This is a genomic window from Yersinia sp. FDAARGOS_228 (assembly GCF_002073315.2).
Taxonomy (GTDB): Bacteria; Pseudomonadota; Gammaproteobacteria; order Enterobacterales; family Enterobacteriaceae; genus Yersinia; species Yersinia intermedia.
The window spans coordinates 1782470-1799568 of record NZ_CP020409.2 but is presented as its reverse complement, the minus strand read 5'-3'; the positions used below and the strand labels follow the sequence as shown (position 1 = coordinate 1799568).

Here is a 17099-nt window from a genome sequence, read left to right as displayed (position 1 = left end):
CCAAGGGTTTTAGCGGTTTACGCCGTTATCGCCCGGCGGCACACATCCCCTTCGTTGCGCGTTATCCGCCCCGTGGCAAGACATTTTCTGCCTGACAGCAGTAACAGGAGCACTTATGAAGCGCGATGTGGTCATCGTTCTAGATTGCGGCGCAACCAATATCCGGGCGATCGCAGTCGATCCTCAAGGCGTGGTGGTAGCAAAAGCGGTAATGCCCAACCACAGCCAACCCGATCCGGCTAATCCACAATGGCAGTTGTGGCCGCTCGATGGGATCTTGCACAGTTTCGCTCAGTGTTGCCGCCAATTAATGCCACAGATTCATCAGGATAAGATCCATGGCATGACTGTCACTACCTTCGGTGTAGACGGTGCATTGGTAGATGCCAACGGCAAAATGCTGTACCCCATTATCAGTTGGAAATGCCCGCGTACCGTGGCGGTGATGGAGAGTATCTCCCGCTATATGTCTGCTGAAAAGTTACAGCAAATATCCGGTATCGGTCAGTTCAGTTTTAACACCTTATACAAGTTGATTTGGTTACAGGAAAATCGCCCCGATTTAGTTGAACAAGCCCATGCCTGGCTGTTTATTTCATCTTTAATCAACCATCGCCTCACCGGGGAATTTACCACCGACCGCACCATGGCTGGCACCAGCCAACTGTTGGATGTCAAACGTGAGCAATTCAGCAGCACGATTTTACAAAAGATAGGTATTCACGCTGATTTATTCCCACCGATGGTGGCCGCCGGTGAAATCATTGGTCAACTATTGCCAGATATCGCCGCTGAGTTAGGGTTACCCGCGGGTTTGCCGGTGATATCAGCCGGTCACGATACCCAGTTTGCACTATTTGGTTCGGGTGCCGATTTGGATCAACCGGTGCTGTCATCCGGTACTTGGGAAATCCTGATGGTTCGGACTCCAAAAGTGAATACGACGCTATTGCCACAATTTGCCGGTTCCACTTGTGAACTTGATAGCTGCCCAACGTTGTTTAACCCTGGTTTGCAATGGCTGGCTTCAGGGGTATTGGAATGGGTGCGGCAGTTGTACTGGCATGATGAAGCCAGTGCCGAGGTCTACCAGCAAATGATTAGCGAGGCCGGGGCTATCGTGCCTGGGGCAAATGGCGTACGCATGAATTGCAACCTGCTGGGCAGTGCTCAGCATCACCAATCGGGCGGCTGGCAAGGGGTCTCGCTGGCGGCGCGCCGTGGGCACTTTTACCGTTCTGCGTTGGAAAGCCTTGCCTGGCAGTTAAAAAGCAATTTGTCATTACTCGAAGAAATTGGTGAATTCCGTACCCGCGAACTGCTGCTGGTTGGCGGCGGTAGCCGTAATACCTTGTGGAACCAGATCAAAGCCGATGTGCTCAATCTGCCCATTAAAGTGATCGATGAAGCTGAAACCACGGTTTTGGGGGCGGCGTTGTTTGTTTGGAGTGCCACTGGCTATTACCGCAGTGCTGAACAAGCGCGGGAGCAGGTCAATTACCGCTATCAATACTATCAGCCTGGCGAGCAACAACCGCTTTATCAGGCACTGAGCGACAGCCCATATCCCATTATTGAAGGAGCCATTCATGCTTAAAACCATCTCGCCATTACTGTCACCACAACTGCTAAAAACACTGGCGGAAATGGGGCACGGTGATGAAATAATCTTTTCAGATGCCCATTTCCCGGCGCACGCGATTGGAAAAAACGGTGGCCCATTGGTGATTCATGCCGATGGCTTATCTGTTAGTGCATTGCTAGCAGCCACCATTCCGCTATTTGAACTGGACAGCTACGCACCACCATTGGTGATGATGGCAGCGGTGGCAGGCGACACCCTTGATGCCTCAGTTGAAAAACGCTATTTACACGCCTTGTTTGGTAGCCAAGAAGCGTTGCCAGTAGAGCGCATTGATCGTTTTGCGTTTTACCAGCGCGCTCAGCAAGCCTATGCCATCGTCATCACCGGAGAGACCGCCAAGTACGGCAATATTCTGTTAAAGAAAGGGGTGACGCCTGTTTTTTAAACCCGAGATCACGTAACCTCACCCCTTTAGCCATGTACTCTTTGTTGGTATTAACTGATGTGTTGGTATTAACCAATATATTAATATCAACCAATGTATACATGGCTTTGCTGACGGAGAGGATCATGAAAGCGTCTCGTCACCAGAAAATCCTGCAACATATCAAACAACATGAAACGCTGACAACCGCCGATCTGGCTCAGTTACTTGAAGTCAGCCAAGAGACCATTCGCCGTGACTTGAACGAGTTACAGGCGCAAGGGCTGATCATCCGCCAGCACGGGCGCGCCAAAAGCATTAAGCGTGCCACCAAAGACAGCGGCGATCCTTTTACCACCCGCCTAAAAAGTCACCTGTCCAGCAAAGCCAGCATTGCTGACCATGCCCTGTCACTGATTGACAGTGGAATGGTGATCGCATTGGATGCCAGTTCCACCTGCTGGTATTTAGCCAAAAAGCTGCCCGATATCGATATAACGGTGTTTACCAATAGTGTACGGATTTGCCAGGAATTGGTGAAACACCAAAATATTGAGTTAATCAGTGCCGGTGGCCGCTTACAGCGTAAATATGCCTGCTACGTTAATCCCGCACTCTTTTCACTGCTAAAAACCATCGAAATTGATCTGTTTATTTTCTCGTGCGAAGGTATTGATGCCGATGGCATCTTATGGGATTCAAACCCGTTTAATGCCGAATTTAAGACCATGCTGTTAAAGCGTGCCACCCAATCCATTTTACTGATCGACAAAAGTAAGATGTGCCGAACGGGAGAGGTAAAAATCGGAACGCTGGATGATGTAGAACAGGTCATTTCCAATGTAGATGCAGAGTAACTGATGGCGCAGACTCGCACTACGCCACTAAGTTGCCATTCACCTTACTGACCGTAATAGGCTTTTGCACCATGCTTGCGCAGATAGTGTTTATCCAACAATGTTTGCTGCATGTTAGCTACTGCTGGCTGAAGCTGATGGGTAAACAGGTTCATATAAGCAATCTCTTCCAGCACTACCGCGTTATGCACGGCACTGGCCGCATTGCTACCCCAGGCAAACGGGCCATGACCATTAACCAGAACCGCCGGAATTTCCCCCGCACTTAACGCCTGATGGGCAAAGGTTTCGACAATGACATTGCCGGTTTCATATTCATAGTCACCGGCAATTTCGGCATCAGTCATAAGGCGGGTGCATGGGATGGGACCATAGAAATAATCAGCATGGGTTGTGCCTAATGCTGAGAGCGACATTCCCGCCTGCGCCCAAATGGTGGCATGGCGAGAATGGGTGTGGACAATACCACCTATTTCGGGAAAGGCCCGATATAGCACCAGATGGGTATCGGTATCAGAAGAAGGTTTTTTATTTCCCTCCACCACCTCACCGGTTGCCAAATCCACCACCACCATGTCATTCACACTCATGGTATCGTATTCAACACCGGAAGGTTTAATCACCACCAACCCGCGCTCGCGATCAATACCACTAACATTCCCCCAAGTAAACGTGACTAATTTATATTTCGGTAACGCTAAATTAGCCTCAAAAACCTGCTGTTTTAATTGTTCTAACATAATGCCACCTCATGAAATAGTATTAAGTACGGTAATTAATAATCAGAAAAATGCATACAGCTTCGTCAGGTTATTTAATCACTGTTTGTGAACATACAAATGCCATCTGTGGTGTCATTGGCAATTGAACCGATTACCGCGAGAACACATTAATTAAAAATAATAATTAACTGACAGTAGTGAATTAAAAACCATTATTTAGCGCAGGATTGACCATGCAAAAAAACAACACCCGTCTGCAAACTAACCTAACCCTATTTATGACTAAATTAAAGGGGATAGAGTACCGTCCCGCCCCAAAACAGAAGCAAACAATCAGACTCGGTCATAATCGGTCATTAAATCAATGCCCGAATCTGTGTTTTCATTACCAAAATTGACTATCAGTAAGACAAAGAAGCCCTTTATATGAGATTTGCATCACATCACCAATAGAAAACAAGGCAACAAAAAAACAAAATATGCGAAATTTGTCACATAAAGTCAGGGGAAAACACCGCTTAAAGCAATACTTGAATTCAGTCACTGTATAAACAGCAGATAAATACCAATATATCACCATCGTATTTGAAGCCGCAGACGTGCTACCTGCAATACCAACGGCTTCAGGTATAGCAACATGAATGTTATGGGTGCTTTTTAGCATTAAGCGCTAAGACAATTTTTGAGGTAAATATGTTACAAGCCGAACGCTATAAAATCATCTGTAGCCATGTGCAGCAGCAAGGCTCAGCGCTGGTAACTGAGTTATCTGTCTTATGCCAGGTCTCGCAAGAAACTATTCGCCGTGACCTGACGGTGCTGGAAAAAAAGCAAAAACTGATCCGTAGCTTTGGTGGTGCGGTGGCACTGGATGGCCCAGACCTATCAGTCATTGATATTAAAGAGACCCACTACAGCCTTAATGCTATTGATCGGGCCGAATCTTTCCGTAAGCGTACGGAGGAACACCCTGATACTAAAATGAAAATTGCTAAAGCAGCGTTACAATTTATTCATCCGGGCGATTGTATTTTACTGGATAACAGTAGCTCTTGTTGGTTTCTGGCACGGCAAATCCCGGACATTGAGATTACCGTCGTCACCAACTCGGTGAAGATTATCCAGGCACTGGCCTGCCGTGACAAAGTACGCATTATTGGTATTGGCGGTGAGTATTCTGCCCGCCATGATGATTTCCATGGCCCGGTGGCGGAGAATGCCATACGCAATTTCCAGATCAATACCTTTTTCTTCTCTTGCCAAGGGATTAATCAGGAAAGTGGGGTGCGTGATGGTAATGACATTAACGCCAAGTTAAAACAAGTTATGCTACAAGTCTCGGGGCAAAAAATATTATTAGCCGACTCCAGTAAATTTGACCAGTACGCATTTTGTAAAATATGCATGCTGGATGAAGTCGATATTCTTATTACGAATAGATTAAGTTCACAAAATTATCGCAGTGATAATCCAAAATTAAATATTATTGAATCAGATAAGTAATAAATTATTCATCGGAATAATGCGTCAACACCAGTGAAATTGTCACACAATAAAAAATAAGCCAAGTTGCCTTATATCAATATAAGGTCGGATGTCTTGATGCTTTCTAAAATGGTTCTTTCAGAGGATTTAATAATGAAAAAGTTAATCTTACCCTGCTTAATAACCGCATTAATTTCTTCCCATGCTGCCTGGGCGGATGACAGTAAAGTCCCACAAAAAGCCAATAAGCCATTCACTATGGGCGTAGTAGTAAAAGTGGGGGGTATTCCTTGGTTCAATGTGATGGAACAGGGCATTAAAGAAGAAGGTAAAGCTCTGGGTGTTAATGCCTGGCAAGTCGGGCCAACCACCGCAGACCCCGCCGAGCAAGTCCGTGCTATTGAAGACTTGATTGCCAAGAAAGTCGATGTGATTGGTGTGGTGCCAAATGATGCCAAAGTACTGGAACCAGTACTGAAACGGGCGCAGGAAGCAGGCATTAAAGTCATTACTCACGAATCACCAGGCCAAACCAATGCTGACTGGGACTTTGAGCTGTTAGACACCCAAAGCATGGGCGCTAACCATATGAAAGATATGGCGCAATGCATGGGTGAGGAAGGCAAATATGCCATGTTTGTCGGTAGTTTGACTGTGCCACTGGTGAATGAGTGGGCCGATGCTGCCATTGCTTATCAAAAAGCACATTACCCAAAAATGGTCCTGGTTGAAGACCGCTTCGGCGTCGCAGAATCGGTGGATGACTCCATGCGTACCGCCAATGACTTACTTTCTAAACATAAAGATCTGAAAGGCATTATGTCCTTCGGTTCACAAGGCCCGATTGGAGCTGGCCGCGCAATTGATAAACGTAAGAAAAACGACACTACCTGCGTATTCGGTACCTTCACACCGGGTCAAGGCATCAAGCTGTTAGAGAAAGGCGCTATTGATGGCGGCTATATTTCCAATCCAATGGTGGCCGGTAAGGTATTCGTGCAAGTCGCAACCGCTATGATGAACGGCGAGCCAATTAAAGACGGCGTCAAACTGGGCGATATGGGTGAAATCAAAACCAAGGGGAATACCATCCTCAGTGATAACCCGGAAAAACTGGATGTAGAAAATACCAAGCGTCTGGTCAAGCTTGGCCTGTAAGCACAACCCAAGCTAAAAAAACATCGCTGGGCACTGCCCAGCGCTTATTTCGGTCCGCAGTGTTGAGGCCGTTTTCCGGGGAACTGCACTATGACTAATATTTCTGATGCTGATAAAGGAGTGCCGCTTATCACGCTAAAAGAGCTATCAAAAAGCTTTGGCGGACATCAGGCACTCAAAAATATCACTCTGACGTTGAATAAAGGTGAAGTGCACTGTTTAGCCGGGGCCAATGGCTGCGGCAAAAGTACGCTGATAAAAACCATCAGTGGTGTGTATGCCCCTGATGACGGTAGTGAAATTATTATCGACGATAAATCATACCCACGTTTAACCCCTGATCGCGCTCGTGATTTGGGGGTACAGGTTATCTATCAAGACTTGTCGCTGTTCCCTAACCTGACAGTGGCAGAAAACATTGCTTTCGAATACAACCTAAAGGGCTACTTCGGTTGGTTTAGCAAAACCAAAATCAAACAGAAAGCCTGTCAGATTTTACAAGAATTGGCCTTTACCATCGACCCCGATGCGTTGGTACAAAACTTACCTATTGCTCAACGTCAGCAGGTTGCTATTTGTCGCGCACTGGTTGCTGATGCCCGCTTGGTGATTATGGATGAGCCAACCGCGTCTCTCACCCGAACAGAAGTGAATCAGTTGCTGCGCACGGTGAATTACCTGCGCGACAAGAACATCACCGTGGTGTTTGTCAGCCACCGGTTGGATGAAGTGAAAGAGATTTCGGACCGAATTACCGTCATTCGCGATGGCGAGAAAGTGGGAACCTGGCCGGCAAGCGATCTTTCCGTGGGGCAGATTACCGAGCTGATGACCGGTTTAACCATTACCCATGAGCAGAAATTACCGAATGCTGAATTGGGCAAAGTAGTATTGCAGTTAGATAATCTCAGCCGCAAAGGGCAGTTTGAGAATATTTCCTTTAGTCTGCATCGCGGTGAGGTATTAGGGCTTTGTGGCTTGCTCGGTTCCGGGCGCACTGAACTGGCGTTGAGTCTGTTTGGCATCACTCACCCTGATAGCGGCGAGATTGCTATTGATGGCAACCCGATTCACATCAAAGACAATACCCGCGCCATCGAGCTGGGGATTGGTTACGTCTCTGAAGACCGCCTGACACTCGGTGCGGTACTGCCGCAATCGGTCGCCGACAACATGATGCTGTCGATCTTGCAACGTATTCGCACCCCGCTCTACCTGATTGATGAAACGAAAAAAGCGGATCTGGTGCAAGAATGGGTAAAAGATTTAGACATTAAAGTCATCAACCCCGATAACCCACTGTCCACCTTATCCGGCGGTAATCAGCAAAAAGTGGTGCTGGCCAAATGGATTCTCACCAAACCGAAAGTACTGATTCTTGACTCCCCTACCGTGGGCGTCGATATCGGTGCGAAAGACAGTATTTACAAACTGATCCACCGCCTGTCAGGTGTCGGTATTTCGGTGCTGCTTATCTCCGACGAAGTGCCAGAAGCCTATTACAACTGTGATCGCATCCTGCACATGAAACAGGGGCGCATCGTCAATGAATTGATCCCGAATCAAATTACTGAACAACAGCTTGCGGAGGCCATCAATGCCTAATATCAGCAGACTCAAACCGCAATCCGTTGAAGGGTGGCTGGCCTGGGTTATCGTCATTATGCTGGCCCTGTTCTCCCTGCTTAGCAGTGAGTTTCTGTCTATTCAAAACCTGCTGGATCTGACGGAAAGCTATGCCGTCACCGGCGTCTTTGCCCTCGGGCTTTTTGTGGTGCTAGTGACCGGTGGTATTGATATTTCCTTTGCCGCCGTGGCTTCTGTAGTGCAATACGTGGTGGCATCACTGCTGCTCAATGACGTGATTGCCAGCCCGCTATTGTGCCTGGTTATCGCCGTTTCCATCGGCGTGTTGCTCGGTTTCGTTAATGCGATACTGATTTACTATCTAAATATCGTTTCCATCATTATCACCATCAGTATGCAATCGGTGCTGTTTGGCATGCTGATGTGGATAACCAACGGTCACAGTATTTATGACTTGCCGGACTGGTGGATAACCCAGCGATCCATTCTGCCCTTTACCGTTGATGGCGAGAGTTACCAGATTGGCTTGCCGCTGGTCATTATGCTCGTTATTGCCCTAATTACCTGGCTGCTACTGAATAAAACCCATATTGGCCGTCAATTATATGCCGTCGGCGGTAGCCCTGAATCCGCACGCCGCATCGGTATTCGCGTGTCACTGCTTTATCTGTTCGCCTATGGCTATTTAGGGGCAACGGCAGCAATCGGTGGCATGTTGCAAACCTACCGCATGAGTGAAGTGGTGCCGAGTGCGCTGGTGGGTGGCGAGTTGGATGTTCTGGCTGCAGCCGTGCTCGGCGGTGCCAGTTTGTCCGGCGGACGCGGCTCGGTCGTTGGCACACTGATGGGCGTCTTCCTCATTGGTATTCTGAAAAATGGCCTCAACCTGATCGGCGTTTCCAGTTACTTCGTCAACATTGTGATTGGCGTGGTGATCGTCGCCGCCATTTGCGTCACCCATTACAAGAAACGCAAAGAAACTGATGTTGGCTTTGTCTGACAGGGGCTTTTTATGAAAAAGAACACGTTTTTCCATATCGACGGCACCATCTCCGGCTTACTGAGTATTTGCTGTCTGGCAACACTGGCTTTCAGTCTGGCTATGCCCGGTCACTTCTTTACCGAGAACACCTTTTTGAGCATCGCTTTCCAATTGCCGGAGTTGGGGCTGCTGACTTTTGCCATGTTTGTGCCGATGCTCAGCGGCGGGCTAAATCTGTCCATCATCGGCACAGCTAACCTCACCGGCCTGTTTATGGCCTGGTTGCTGATTCAATATGTTCCGGCTGATGCCAGCACCGCGACACAACTGATGTGGCTGGTGATTGCCTTGCTGGGGGCGGCGCTGATTGCCGTCATTATCGGCACGCTAACCGGGCTGATGATCGCTCGCATTGGTGCGCACCCGATTCTGGTGACATTGGGCAGCATGACCATTATCAGCGGGATCGGGGTTTATCTGACCAAAGGGGCAGCACTCAGTGGTATGCCGCCCATTGTGCGCAGCATGGGATCAGAGGTGGTGATGGGCATCCCTATCCCGATGATTATTTTTGTCGTCGCCTCACTGCTGTTGGCACTGATATTAGGTAAAACACGGCTGGGTAAAACCATCTATATGTGCGGCAGCAATATCAACGCCACCTGGTTCAGTGGTATCCGTACTGACCGCGTAATGATTGCCATCTACTCCATTTCAAGCCTGTTATGTGTGTTGGCGGGCCTGATTATGATGTCGCGTTTTAACTCAGCACGTATGGGATATGGCGACTCTTATTTGTTACTGACCGTGCTGGCTATCGTGCTGGGGGGGACTAATCCGTTCGGCGGAGTAGGGAAAGTCAGCCATGTGTTTTGTGCGCTATTGGTGTTGCAGGTCATCGCCACCGGCCTGAGCCTACTGGGTGTCAGCCTGCACTTCAATCTGGCGGTTTGGGGGATCACACTTATTTTCGCACTGGCCTTTAAGTTTTTCAAAGAGAAATGGAAAGCCAAACGTGCCATGAAAAATAACCGATTGAAACACTTCAGTAAGATGGCAATAGGGAAAACAGAATAATGCGAATTCACCCATTAGGAATCTATGAAAAAGCACTGCCTGTGGGCACCAGTTGGGTTGAAAAGCTGGCGGTAGCAAAGTCCTGCGGTTTCGATTTTGTCGAGATGTCGGTTGATGAAAGCGACGAGCGACTGGCCCGGTTAAATTGGAGCCGCGAGGAACGCATGGCAGTTATTAGCGCTATCCAACAAACCGGGGTGAGAATTCCAACACTGTGCCTGTCGGCACATCGCCGCTATCCCTTTGGCAGCCGTGATGCTGCTACCCGTGAGCAAGCACACACTATCATGTTGCAAGCTATCCGGCTGGCGCAAGATCTGGGTATTCGCACCATTCAACTGGCGGGTTATGACGTTTATTACGAGCCACAAGACAGCGAAACTATCCGCCGTTTTGAACAAGGTATGGCATGGGCAGCACAGCAGGCAGCGGCGGCACAAGTGATGTGTGCGGTAGAGATCATGGACACACAGTTTATGAATTCCATCAGCAAGTGGAAGGCATTGGACCGCAAAATTGGCTCGCCATGGTTTACCGTGTATCCCGACATTGGCAACCTCACCGCGTGGGGCAATGAAGTGGATTCTGAACTGGCAAGTGGCATTGACCGAATTGCGGCTATCCATCTGAAAGATACTTTTGCCGTCACCACAGATTGCCCTGGTCAATTTCGTGATGTGCCCTTCGGTGAAGGCTGTGTCGACTTTGTTAGTCTGTTTAAAACACTGCGGCGTCTGAACTATCGCGGCACCTTTCTGATTGAAATGTGGACCGAGAAATCTGCCGAACCATTACTAGACATCATCCATGCCCGCCACTGGATTGAAGACAAAATGCGGCTGGCTGGTTGGGGTAACGATACCTTACCGGCTGCATGCTAAGGAGCCATAATGAGCCACTATTTTCTCGGCATTGACCTTGGCGGCACAGTAACCAAAGCCGGGATTTATACCGCCGAAGGGGGCGAGATTGCGGTTACAGAGCAGGCTCTGCCGGTGCTAAGCCCACAGGCAGGGTTTTGTGAGCGTAATATGGAGGCGTTATGGGCGGCAACTTGCCAGGTTATCCGCCAGACCCTCAATAATGCACAGGCGGTAGCAGGTGTATCGGCTGAGCAGATTCACGGCATCAGTTTCTCTGCTCACGGCAAAGGGCTGTATTTGGTGGATAAACAAGGCCAACCGGTGCGCCATGGCATTGTTTCTTCCGATTCCCGCGCACAGGCGTTGGTTAACCGCTGGCAAAAAGAAGGCAAAGCAAACCAAGCTTATGCACTCAGCCTACAACAACTGTGGCCATCCCATCCGGCGGCCCTGCTGCGTTGGCTTAAAGAGAACGAACCGGAAAACTATCACCGCAGCGGTTATGTGTTAATGGCGCATGACTATATCCGTTATCGCCTGACGGGCGAGTTCACCATTGAAGAGACTAATATCTCTGGCAGTAATCTTTATAACCAGTACAGCGGCAATTTTGATCCGCAACTGATGAAAATATTCGCCATTGAGGAAGTCGCCGAGAAAACCGCACCGATTATTGGCTCTGCGGATCTGGCAGGCTATGTCAGTCAACAGGCGGCACAGGCCTGCGGCTTAAGACCCGGTACTGCGGTATTCGGTGGTATGTTTGATGTAGTCGGTGCGGCGTTAACTTCCGGCTTGCATGACAGCCACCAGCTCAGTGCCGTGGCGGGAACCTGGTCAATTGCGACTCGTGTATTCGAAGGCGTACAGCCATCCGACTACCCTTATGTGTGGGGGAAATATTGCATCCCCGGCACTTACTTTGTTCACGAAGGCAGCCCAACCTCCGCCAGTAATCTGGCGTGGTTTGTACAGCAATTCCTACCAGATTTGCCCGACAGCTATCAAACACTCAATCAATGGGCTGAGTTGGGTTATGCGAAGTCGGAAGATTTGCTGTTTTTCCCGTGGCTATACGGCTCCAATTACAGTGCCAATCTTAGCGGTGGTCTGTTGGGGCTGAGCGGGCACCATACTCGCCAGGATATTGTTTACGCTATTTATCAGGGGATTGTTTTTTCGCATCTGTTGCATCAAGACAAGATTCTGGCGCTGGGTGATAACACCGACTGCATCCGTTTCAGCGGCGGCCCTACTCACTCGGCCATCTGGATGCAAATGTTTTGTGATGCCAGTAATTTGCCATTAGAAATTGTCGATATTCAGCAATCCGGTTGCCGGGCTGCGGCCCTGTGTGCGGCAGTGGGAAGTGGCTATTATCGCGGTTTTGAGGACGCCATCACTGCCAGCCCGCCGCCGATCACCCGCCTGCTACCCAATGCTGAAAAACACCGGATATTGAGAGCGCGTTTTGACAAGTTTAAGTGCATTGCCGAGGCATTAAGCAGAGTCATGTAGCCGCATCACAGGCAGAATTTAGCGATAAAATACACGCTTATCACAGTGGTATATGCTAAGGGTCTGACAGTGTCCCACCATCATCCTGCCAGAACCATCGATAAGTGCGGAAAATGAGATCCACCCTTTATAAAGAGGGTGGAGCCGTCGCCTCGCACTGACAATCTATAGTAAGATCATCGCCAAAGTCATGTCCCCAAAGAGATTAGAGTGGCAGGTAGGCGGCAAATGAGCGCCGCTAACAATCTTGCTATTTCAAGTTCGAAGGGGAAAGTAAAAATATATCGGCTTGGTTTACTAACGCTTGTTTCTGTTATCGAACGCTTTCGCTAACTGATGTTGAATGTGAGAAAAATATGTCAAACAAACCGTTCCACTATCAGGATCCCTTCCCGTTAAAGGAAGATGATACTGAGTATTACCTTGTCAGTAATAATCACGTCTCGGTTACCCAGTTTGAAGGCCACGACATGCTAAAAGTCGAGCCAGAAGCCCTGACCCTCCTCGCCCAACACGCTTTCCACGACGCCTCATTCCTGCTGCGCCCCGCTCACCAAAAGCAAGTTGCCGCTATTTTGGATGACCCAGAAGCGAGCGAAAATGATAAATATGTTGCCCTGCAATTCCTGCGTAATTCGGAAATTTCCGCCAAAGGGATTTTACCAACCTGTCAGGATACCGGCACCGCAATTATCGTCGGTAAAAAAGGCCAACGTGTTTGGACTGGTGGCAATGACGCGCAAGCCCTGTCACGCGGCGTGTATAACACCTTTATTGAAGATAACCTGCGCTACTCGCAAAATGCGGCGCTGGATATGTACCAAGAAGTGAACACCGGCACCAACCTGCCAGCACAAATCGACCTGTACAGCACTGAAGGCGAGGATTACAAATTCCTGTTCGTTACCAAAGGTGGCGGTTCAGCCAACAAGACCTATCTGTATCAGGAAACCAAGGCGCTGCTGTCCCCAGGCAAGTTGAAAGAGTATCTGGTAGAGAAAATGCGCACCTTGGGTACCGCGGCCTGCCCGCCATACCATATCGCCTTTGTGATTGGTGGGACGTCGGCTGAAAGCACTCTCAAGACCGTCAAGTTAGCCTCAACCAAATATTATGACGGCCTGCCGACTGAAGGGAATGAGCACGGGCAAGCTTTCCGTGATACCGCGCTGGAACAAGAGCTACTGGAAGCGGCACAGGACTTAGGTTTAGGCGCACAGTTCGGCGGCAAATACTTTGCTCATGATGTGCGGGTGGTGCGTTTGCCGCGTCATGGCGCATCCTGCCCTGTCGGGATGGGGGTCTCCTGCTCTGCCGACCGTAATATTAAAGGCAAGATTAACCGCAAAGGGATTTGGCTGGAAAGGCTAGAGCAAAACCCAGGGCAATATATCCCTGAGCATTTGCGCCAGAGTACCGAAGGCAAAGTGGTTAAAATCGACCTTAACCGCCCAATGGCTGATATCTTAAAAGAACTGTCCCAGTATCCGGTATCAACCCGCCTGTCACTGAGTGGGACGATTATTGTTGGCCGTGATATTGCCCATGCCAAATTAAAAGAACGGTTGGATAACGGCGAAGGTTTGCCGCAATACATTAAAGATCATCCAATCTACTACGCCGGGCCGGCCAAAACACCGGAAGGTTATGCATCAGGTTCCCTCGGGCCAACCACAGCGGGCCGCATGGATTCCTACGTGGATCTACTGCAATCCCACGGCGGCAGCATGATCATGCTGGCAAAAGGCAACCGTAGCCAGCAAGTGACCGATGCCTGTCACAAGCACGGCGGCTTCTATTTGGGCAGCATCGGTGGCCCAGCCGCAGTATTGGCACAAAACAGCATTAAGAGTCTGGAGTGTGTGGAATACCCTGAACTGGGTATGGAAGCCATCTGGAAAATTGAAGTGGAAGACTTCCCAGCCTTTATCTTGGTAGATGATAAAGGTAATGATTTCTTCCAACAGATCCAGGCATCAAGATGTAACCGCTGCGGTTAACAGTAAAATCCAACCTCGGTGGTTTCACCGGGGTTGGGTTTATTACACATAAAAAGTTTACAGATAAAAAGCAGATAAAATTTCGAATAGTTTTTAAGCACCCCACTGGTGCAATTTATTAACCGCCATCACTCTCTTCACGATGCTCTGCATGGATAATATCGCCACTTTGCTTTTCATTATCCACAGTTAGCGCCGACAGCCTGCCCCAAACGAATGAACCATTTCCGTGCAACGTAAAGCCCTGATTTAGTGCAACGAATTTCAATTTTACTATTTGATTTTTATTGAAAATTCTTCGTTGACAATAACTCTGATTACTTTTTATAGTGACCCTGACTTCTCCGCAAGAACGCCAACGTTGTCGGCTTGTGGTTATGGCAATAGAGCCCTCGCAATGTCATCTGACTTTGCCGGGCTTTTTTTTTGGCTTTTTTTCAGACCCACTTTTTTAACCAATATCAGGGGTACTTATGTCCAGAATAAAACGGTCAAGAATAAAATGTCATTACGCTGCACTCTCAATCGCGCTGGCAACTGCATTTGCCGTGACCTACTCAGGTATGACGATAGCGGCAGAAAAACCGGTGAAAATTGGTTTATTGGAAGATGCTTCCGGTAACTTTGCTTTACCGGTTATCCCCAAAATTCATGCCACAGAACTGGCAGTAGAAGAAATTAATGCCAAAGGCGGCATACTCGGACGCCCAATCGAGTTGGTCAAATACGATACGCAATCCGATAACACCCGCTTTCAACAAATGGCTCGCCGCTTAATTAAAAATGACAAAGTGGATGTGATATTCGGGGCGTTTTCCAGTGCCTCACGCGAAGCTATCCGCCCGATCATGGATCGCGAAAAACAGCTCTATTGGTATAACAATCAGTATGAAGGCGGCGTGTGTGACTCCAATGTTTTTGTCACCGGTGCCGTGCCTGAACAACAGTTCTCAACTTTGATCCCGTGGATGATGGAGAAGTACGGCAAAAAAGTTTACACCATTGCTGCCGACTATAACTTTGGGCAAATCTCGGCTGAATGGGTGCGTAAAATTGTGGAAGAGAATGGCGGCACCATGGTGGGTGAGGAGTTTATCCCGCTGAGTGTTTCGCAATTTGGTCAAACCATTCAGAACATCCAGAAAGCCAAACCTGATTTCGTGATGACCTTACTGGTCGGGGCGAACCAATCCTCTTATTACGAACAACAAGCCGCTGCAAAATTGAACTTGCCGATGGGTAGCTCGGTTAACGTCGGCCAGGCTTATGAGCACAAACGCTTTAAAGCGCCGGCACTGAAAGATATGTATATCACGGCTAACTACATTGAAGAGGTGGATAGCCCCGCCAGTAATGATTTCAAACAGCGTTTCCACGCCAAATTCCCGAATGAACCGTACATCAATCAGGAAGCGGCCAATGCCTACGACGCAGTTTATCTCTACAAAGCAGCCGTGGAGAAAGCGGGCAGTACCGATCGAGATGCCGTGCGTAAGTCACTGGAAAGTGGTGATATCTGTACCGACGGCCCTTCAGGGAAAGTTTGTATCGATCCGAAAAGCCATCATTTGAGCCACACCATCTATTTGGCTCATGTCAAAGATGACCACTCAATCGAGATCCCTAAAGTGTGGGCGGATATCAAACCTTATTGGTTAGGTGAAGCCGGTTGTAATTTACCGGTGAAACCCGATAACAGCCAATACACCCCATCATCTCCACCGAAAAAAGCCTGATTTATTCGGCCGATAACAAAGTTGATAAGCAGGGAGATGTGCCGAATGGGTCCCTCTTAGTTTCAAATACAAGTGCGTGCGCCGCCGGAGCGCCCATCGGTGCAGTCGCCCCGCCAGTCTGCGGACTTTATCCGCTACAGCAGGCGATTTTGTAGGGAAGTGACCGCCTCGTGCGGGCTTCCCTGTGTTATCCATTTTCAATTGTGTCAATCAGGACACCAGGGATTGCCAAACGATGTTAACGCTATCCTTTCTCTATTCGGTGATTTATCAGTTTGGCGATAACTTCGCCTATCTGGTGCTGGCAGCACTGGGGCTGGCGGTTATTTTTGGCATGATGGGCGTGATAAATCTGGCGCACGGCGAATTCATTATGTGTGGTGCTTATGTCACCATCCTGATGAACAAAGCTGGCTTGCCACTGCCCTTCGCCATGCTCGCCGGTACCTTAGCGGCGGCGTTCTTCGGCGGGGTGGTCGAGCGCCTTGTGGTGCGCCATCTCTATGGCCGCTTGTATGATTCGGTGGTAGCGACGTGGGCTATCAGCCTGATTGTGCAGCAAAGTATGTTGCTGATCGCCGGCCCATCACTGGAGGGGCTGTCTACGCCTTTCGGCTCCTTTACCCTTGGCGAATACTCGTTTGCCACTTACCGCGCATTACTGCCTTTTTTCGCCATTGCCATATTAATGGTGCTCTATTGGCTGTTCTTCCACACCAATTACGGCGTTTGTGCCAGAGCTACCATTCAAAACGCCCGCATGGCCTCCTGTCTGGGGTTAGAAACTGATCGTATTTATACCCTGACATTCGCGCTGGGCGCAGGGCTGGCGGGGCTGGCAGGGGCGATTTATGCCCCGACGCTAACCGCCGTGCCCACCATGGGCAGCAGTTTTATTGTTCAAGCCTTTGTTTCGGTGGTGGTCGGTGGCGCCAATGTACTTGTTGGCACCATTCCTGCAGCGATTGCCTTAGGTGCGATACAAACCGGGCTGAACTCTTGGTATGGGCAACTGGCGGGGCAAATTGGCTTACTGGTCACCGCTGTCTTGGTTATCCGCTTACTGCCTAACGGTATTGGCAGCCTGTTTACCCGTAACCGCTAG

General features: G+C 49.0%; 15 protein-coding genes. 13 read left to right on the top strand and 2 right to left on the bottom strand.

Going from position 1 to position 17099, the window contains the following annotated elements; translation table 11 throughout:
* The first annotated feature begins 115 nt into the window (after positions 1–115).
* The 3 genes from fucK (at position 116) to fucR (ending at position 2866) form a co-directional block, all read left to right on the top strand.
* A complete protein-coding gene (gene fucK, locus A6J67_RS08170; RefSeq protein WP_032905534.1) occupies positions 116–1597 on the top strand; it encodes an L-fuculokinase in 1482 nt (493 codons plus the stop codon).
* Positions 1590–2030, top strand: a complete 441-nt coding sequence (gene fucU, locus A6J67_RS08165) for an L-fucose mutarotase (protein ID WP_032905533.1) — start codon at positions 1590–1592, stop codon at positions 2028–2030. The genes fucK and fucU overlap by 8 nt, the downstream gene beginning before the upstream one ends.
* Before the next feature lie 125 nt (positions 2031–2155).
* On the top strand, positions 2156–2866 hold the full coding sequence (gene fucR, locus A6J67_RS08160) for an L-fucose operon activator (RefSeq protein ID WP_032905532.1): 711 nt from the start codon (positions 2156–2158) through the stop codon (positions 2864–2866).
* 44 nt (positions 2867–2910) lie between these two features.
* On the opposite strand, the gene A6J67_RS08155 is transcribed toward fucR, so the two are convergent.
* Positions 2911–3606: an L-ribulose-5-phosphate 4-epimerase gene (locus tag A6J67_RS08155; protein WP_005181939.1), complete on the bottom strand. Its 696-nt coding sequence runs from the start codon at positions 3604–3606 to the stop codon at positions 2911–2913.
* A gap of 675 nt (positions 3607–4281) precedes the next feature.
* On the opposite strand from A6J67_RS08155, the gene A6J67_RS08150 reads away from it, so the two are divergent.
* The 8 genes from A6J67_RS08150 (at position 4282) to fumA (ending at position 14258) form a co-directional block, all read left to right on the top strand.
* Positions 4282–5091, top strand: coding sequence for a DeoR/GlpR family DNA-binding transcription regulator (locus A6J67_RS08150; protein WP_005181936.1), 810 nt, complete (start codon positions 4282–4284; stop codon positions 5089–5091).
* A 135-nt stretch (positions 5092–5226) separates the two neighbouring features.
* Positions 5227–6231 (top strand): substrate-binding domain-containing protein, encoded by a 1005-nt coding sequence (locus tag A6J67_RS08145; RefSeq protein WP_005181931.1) that lies wholly within the window; start codon positions 5227–5229, stop codon positions 6229–6231.
* 90 nt (positions 6232–6321) lie between these two features.
* Positions 6322–7836, top strand: coding sequence for a sugar ABC transporter ATP-binding protein (locus A6J67_RS08140; RefSeq protein WP_050296859.1), 1515 nt, complete (start codon positions 6322–6324; stop codon positions 7834–7836).
* Positions 7829–8818: an ABC transporter permease gene (locus tag A6J67_RS08135; RefSeq protein WP_050089274.1), complete on the top strand. Its 990-nt coding sequence runs from the start codon at positions 7829–7831 to the stop codon at positions 8816–8818. The genes A6J67_RS08140 and A6J67_RS08135 overlap by 8 nt, the downstream gene beginning before the upstream one ends.
* Before the next feature lie 12 nt (positions 8819–8830).
* On the top strand, positions 8831–9877 hold the full coding sequence (locus A6J67_RS08130; RefSeq protein ID WP_042568491.1) for an ABC transporter permease: 1047 nt from the start codon (positions 8831–8833) through the stop codon (positions 9875–9877).
* Entirely contained in the window at positions 9877–10758 is an 882-nt protein-coding gene (locus A6J67_RS08125; protein ID WP_032905530.1) for an L-ribulose-5-phosphate 3-epimerase, read from the top strand. Before A6J67_RS08130 ends, A6J67_RS08125 begins: the two co-directional genes overlap by 1 nt.
* A gap of 9 nt (positions 10759–10767) precedes the next feature.
* Positions 10768–12258, top strand: a complete 1491-nt coding sequence (locus A6J67_RS08120) for an FGGY-family carbohydrate kinase (protein ID WP_050296858.1) — start codon at positions 10768–10770, stop codon at positions 12256–12258.
* 356 nt (positions 12259–12614) lie between these two features.
* Positions 12615–14258, top strand: a complete 1644-nt coding sequence (fumA, locus tag A6J67_RS08115) for a class I fumarate hydratase FumA (protein WP_005181917.1) — start codon at positions 12615–12617, stop codon at positions 14256–14258.
* A 118-nt stretch (positions 14259–14376) separates the two neighbouring features.
* On the opposite strand, the gene A6J67_RS23430 is transcribed toward fumA, so the two are convergent.
* Positions 14377–14526 (bottom strand): hypothetical protein, encoded by a 150-nt coding sequence (locus tag A6J67_RS23430; RefSeq protein ID WP_155407342.1) that lies wholly within the window; start codon positions 14524–14526, stop codon positions 14377–14379.
* 301 nt (positions 14527–14827) lie between these two features.
* On the opposite strand from A6J67_RS23430, the gene A6J67_RS08110 reads away from it, so the two are divergent.
* Both A6J67_RS08110 and A6J67_RS08105 read left to right on the top strand, forming a co-directional pair.
* The gene (locus tag A6J67_RS08110; protein WP_032905571.1) at positions 14828–15994 is read left to right on the top strand and encodes an urea ABC transporter substrate-binding protein; all 1167 of its coding nucleotides are present in this window, start codon (positions 14828–14830) and stop codon (positions 15992–15994) included.
* Between the two features lie 235 nt (positions 15995–16229).
* The gene (locus A6J67_RS08105) at positions 16230–17099 is read left to right on the top strand and encodes an ABC transporter permease subunit (RefSeq protein ID WP_005181910.1); all 870 of its coding nucleotides are present in this window, start codon (positions 16230–16232) and stop codon (positions 17097–17099) included.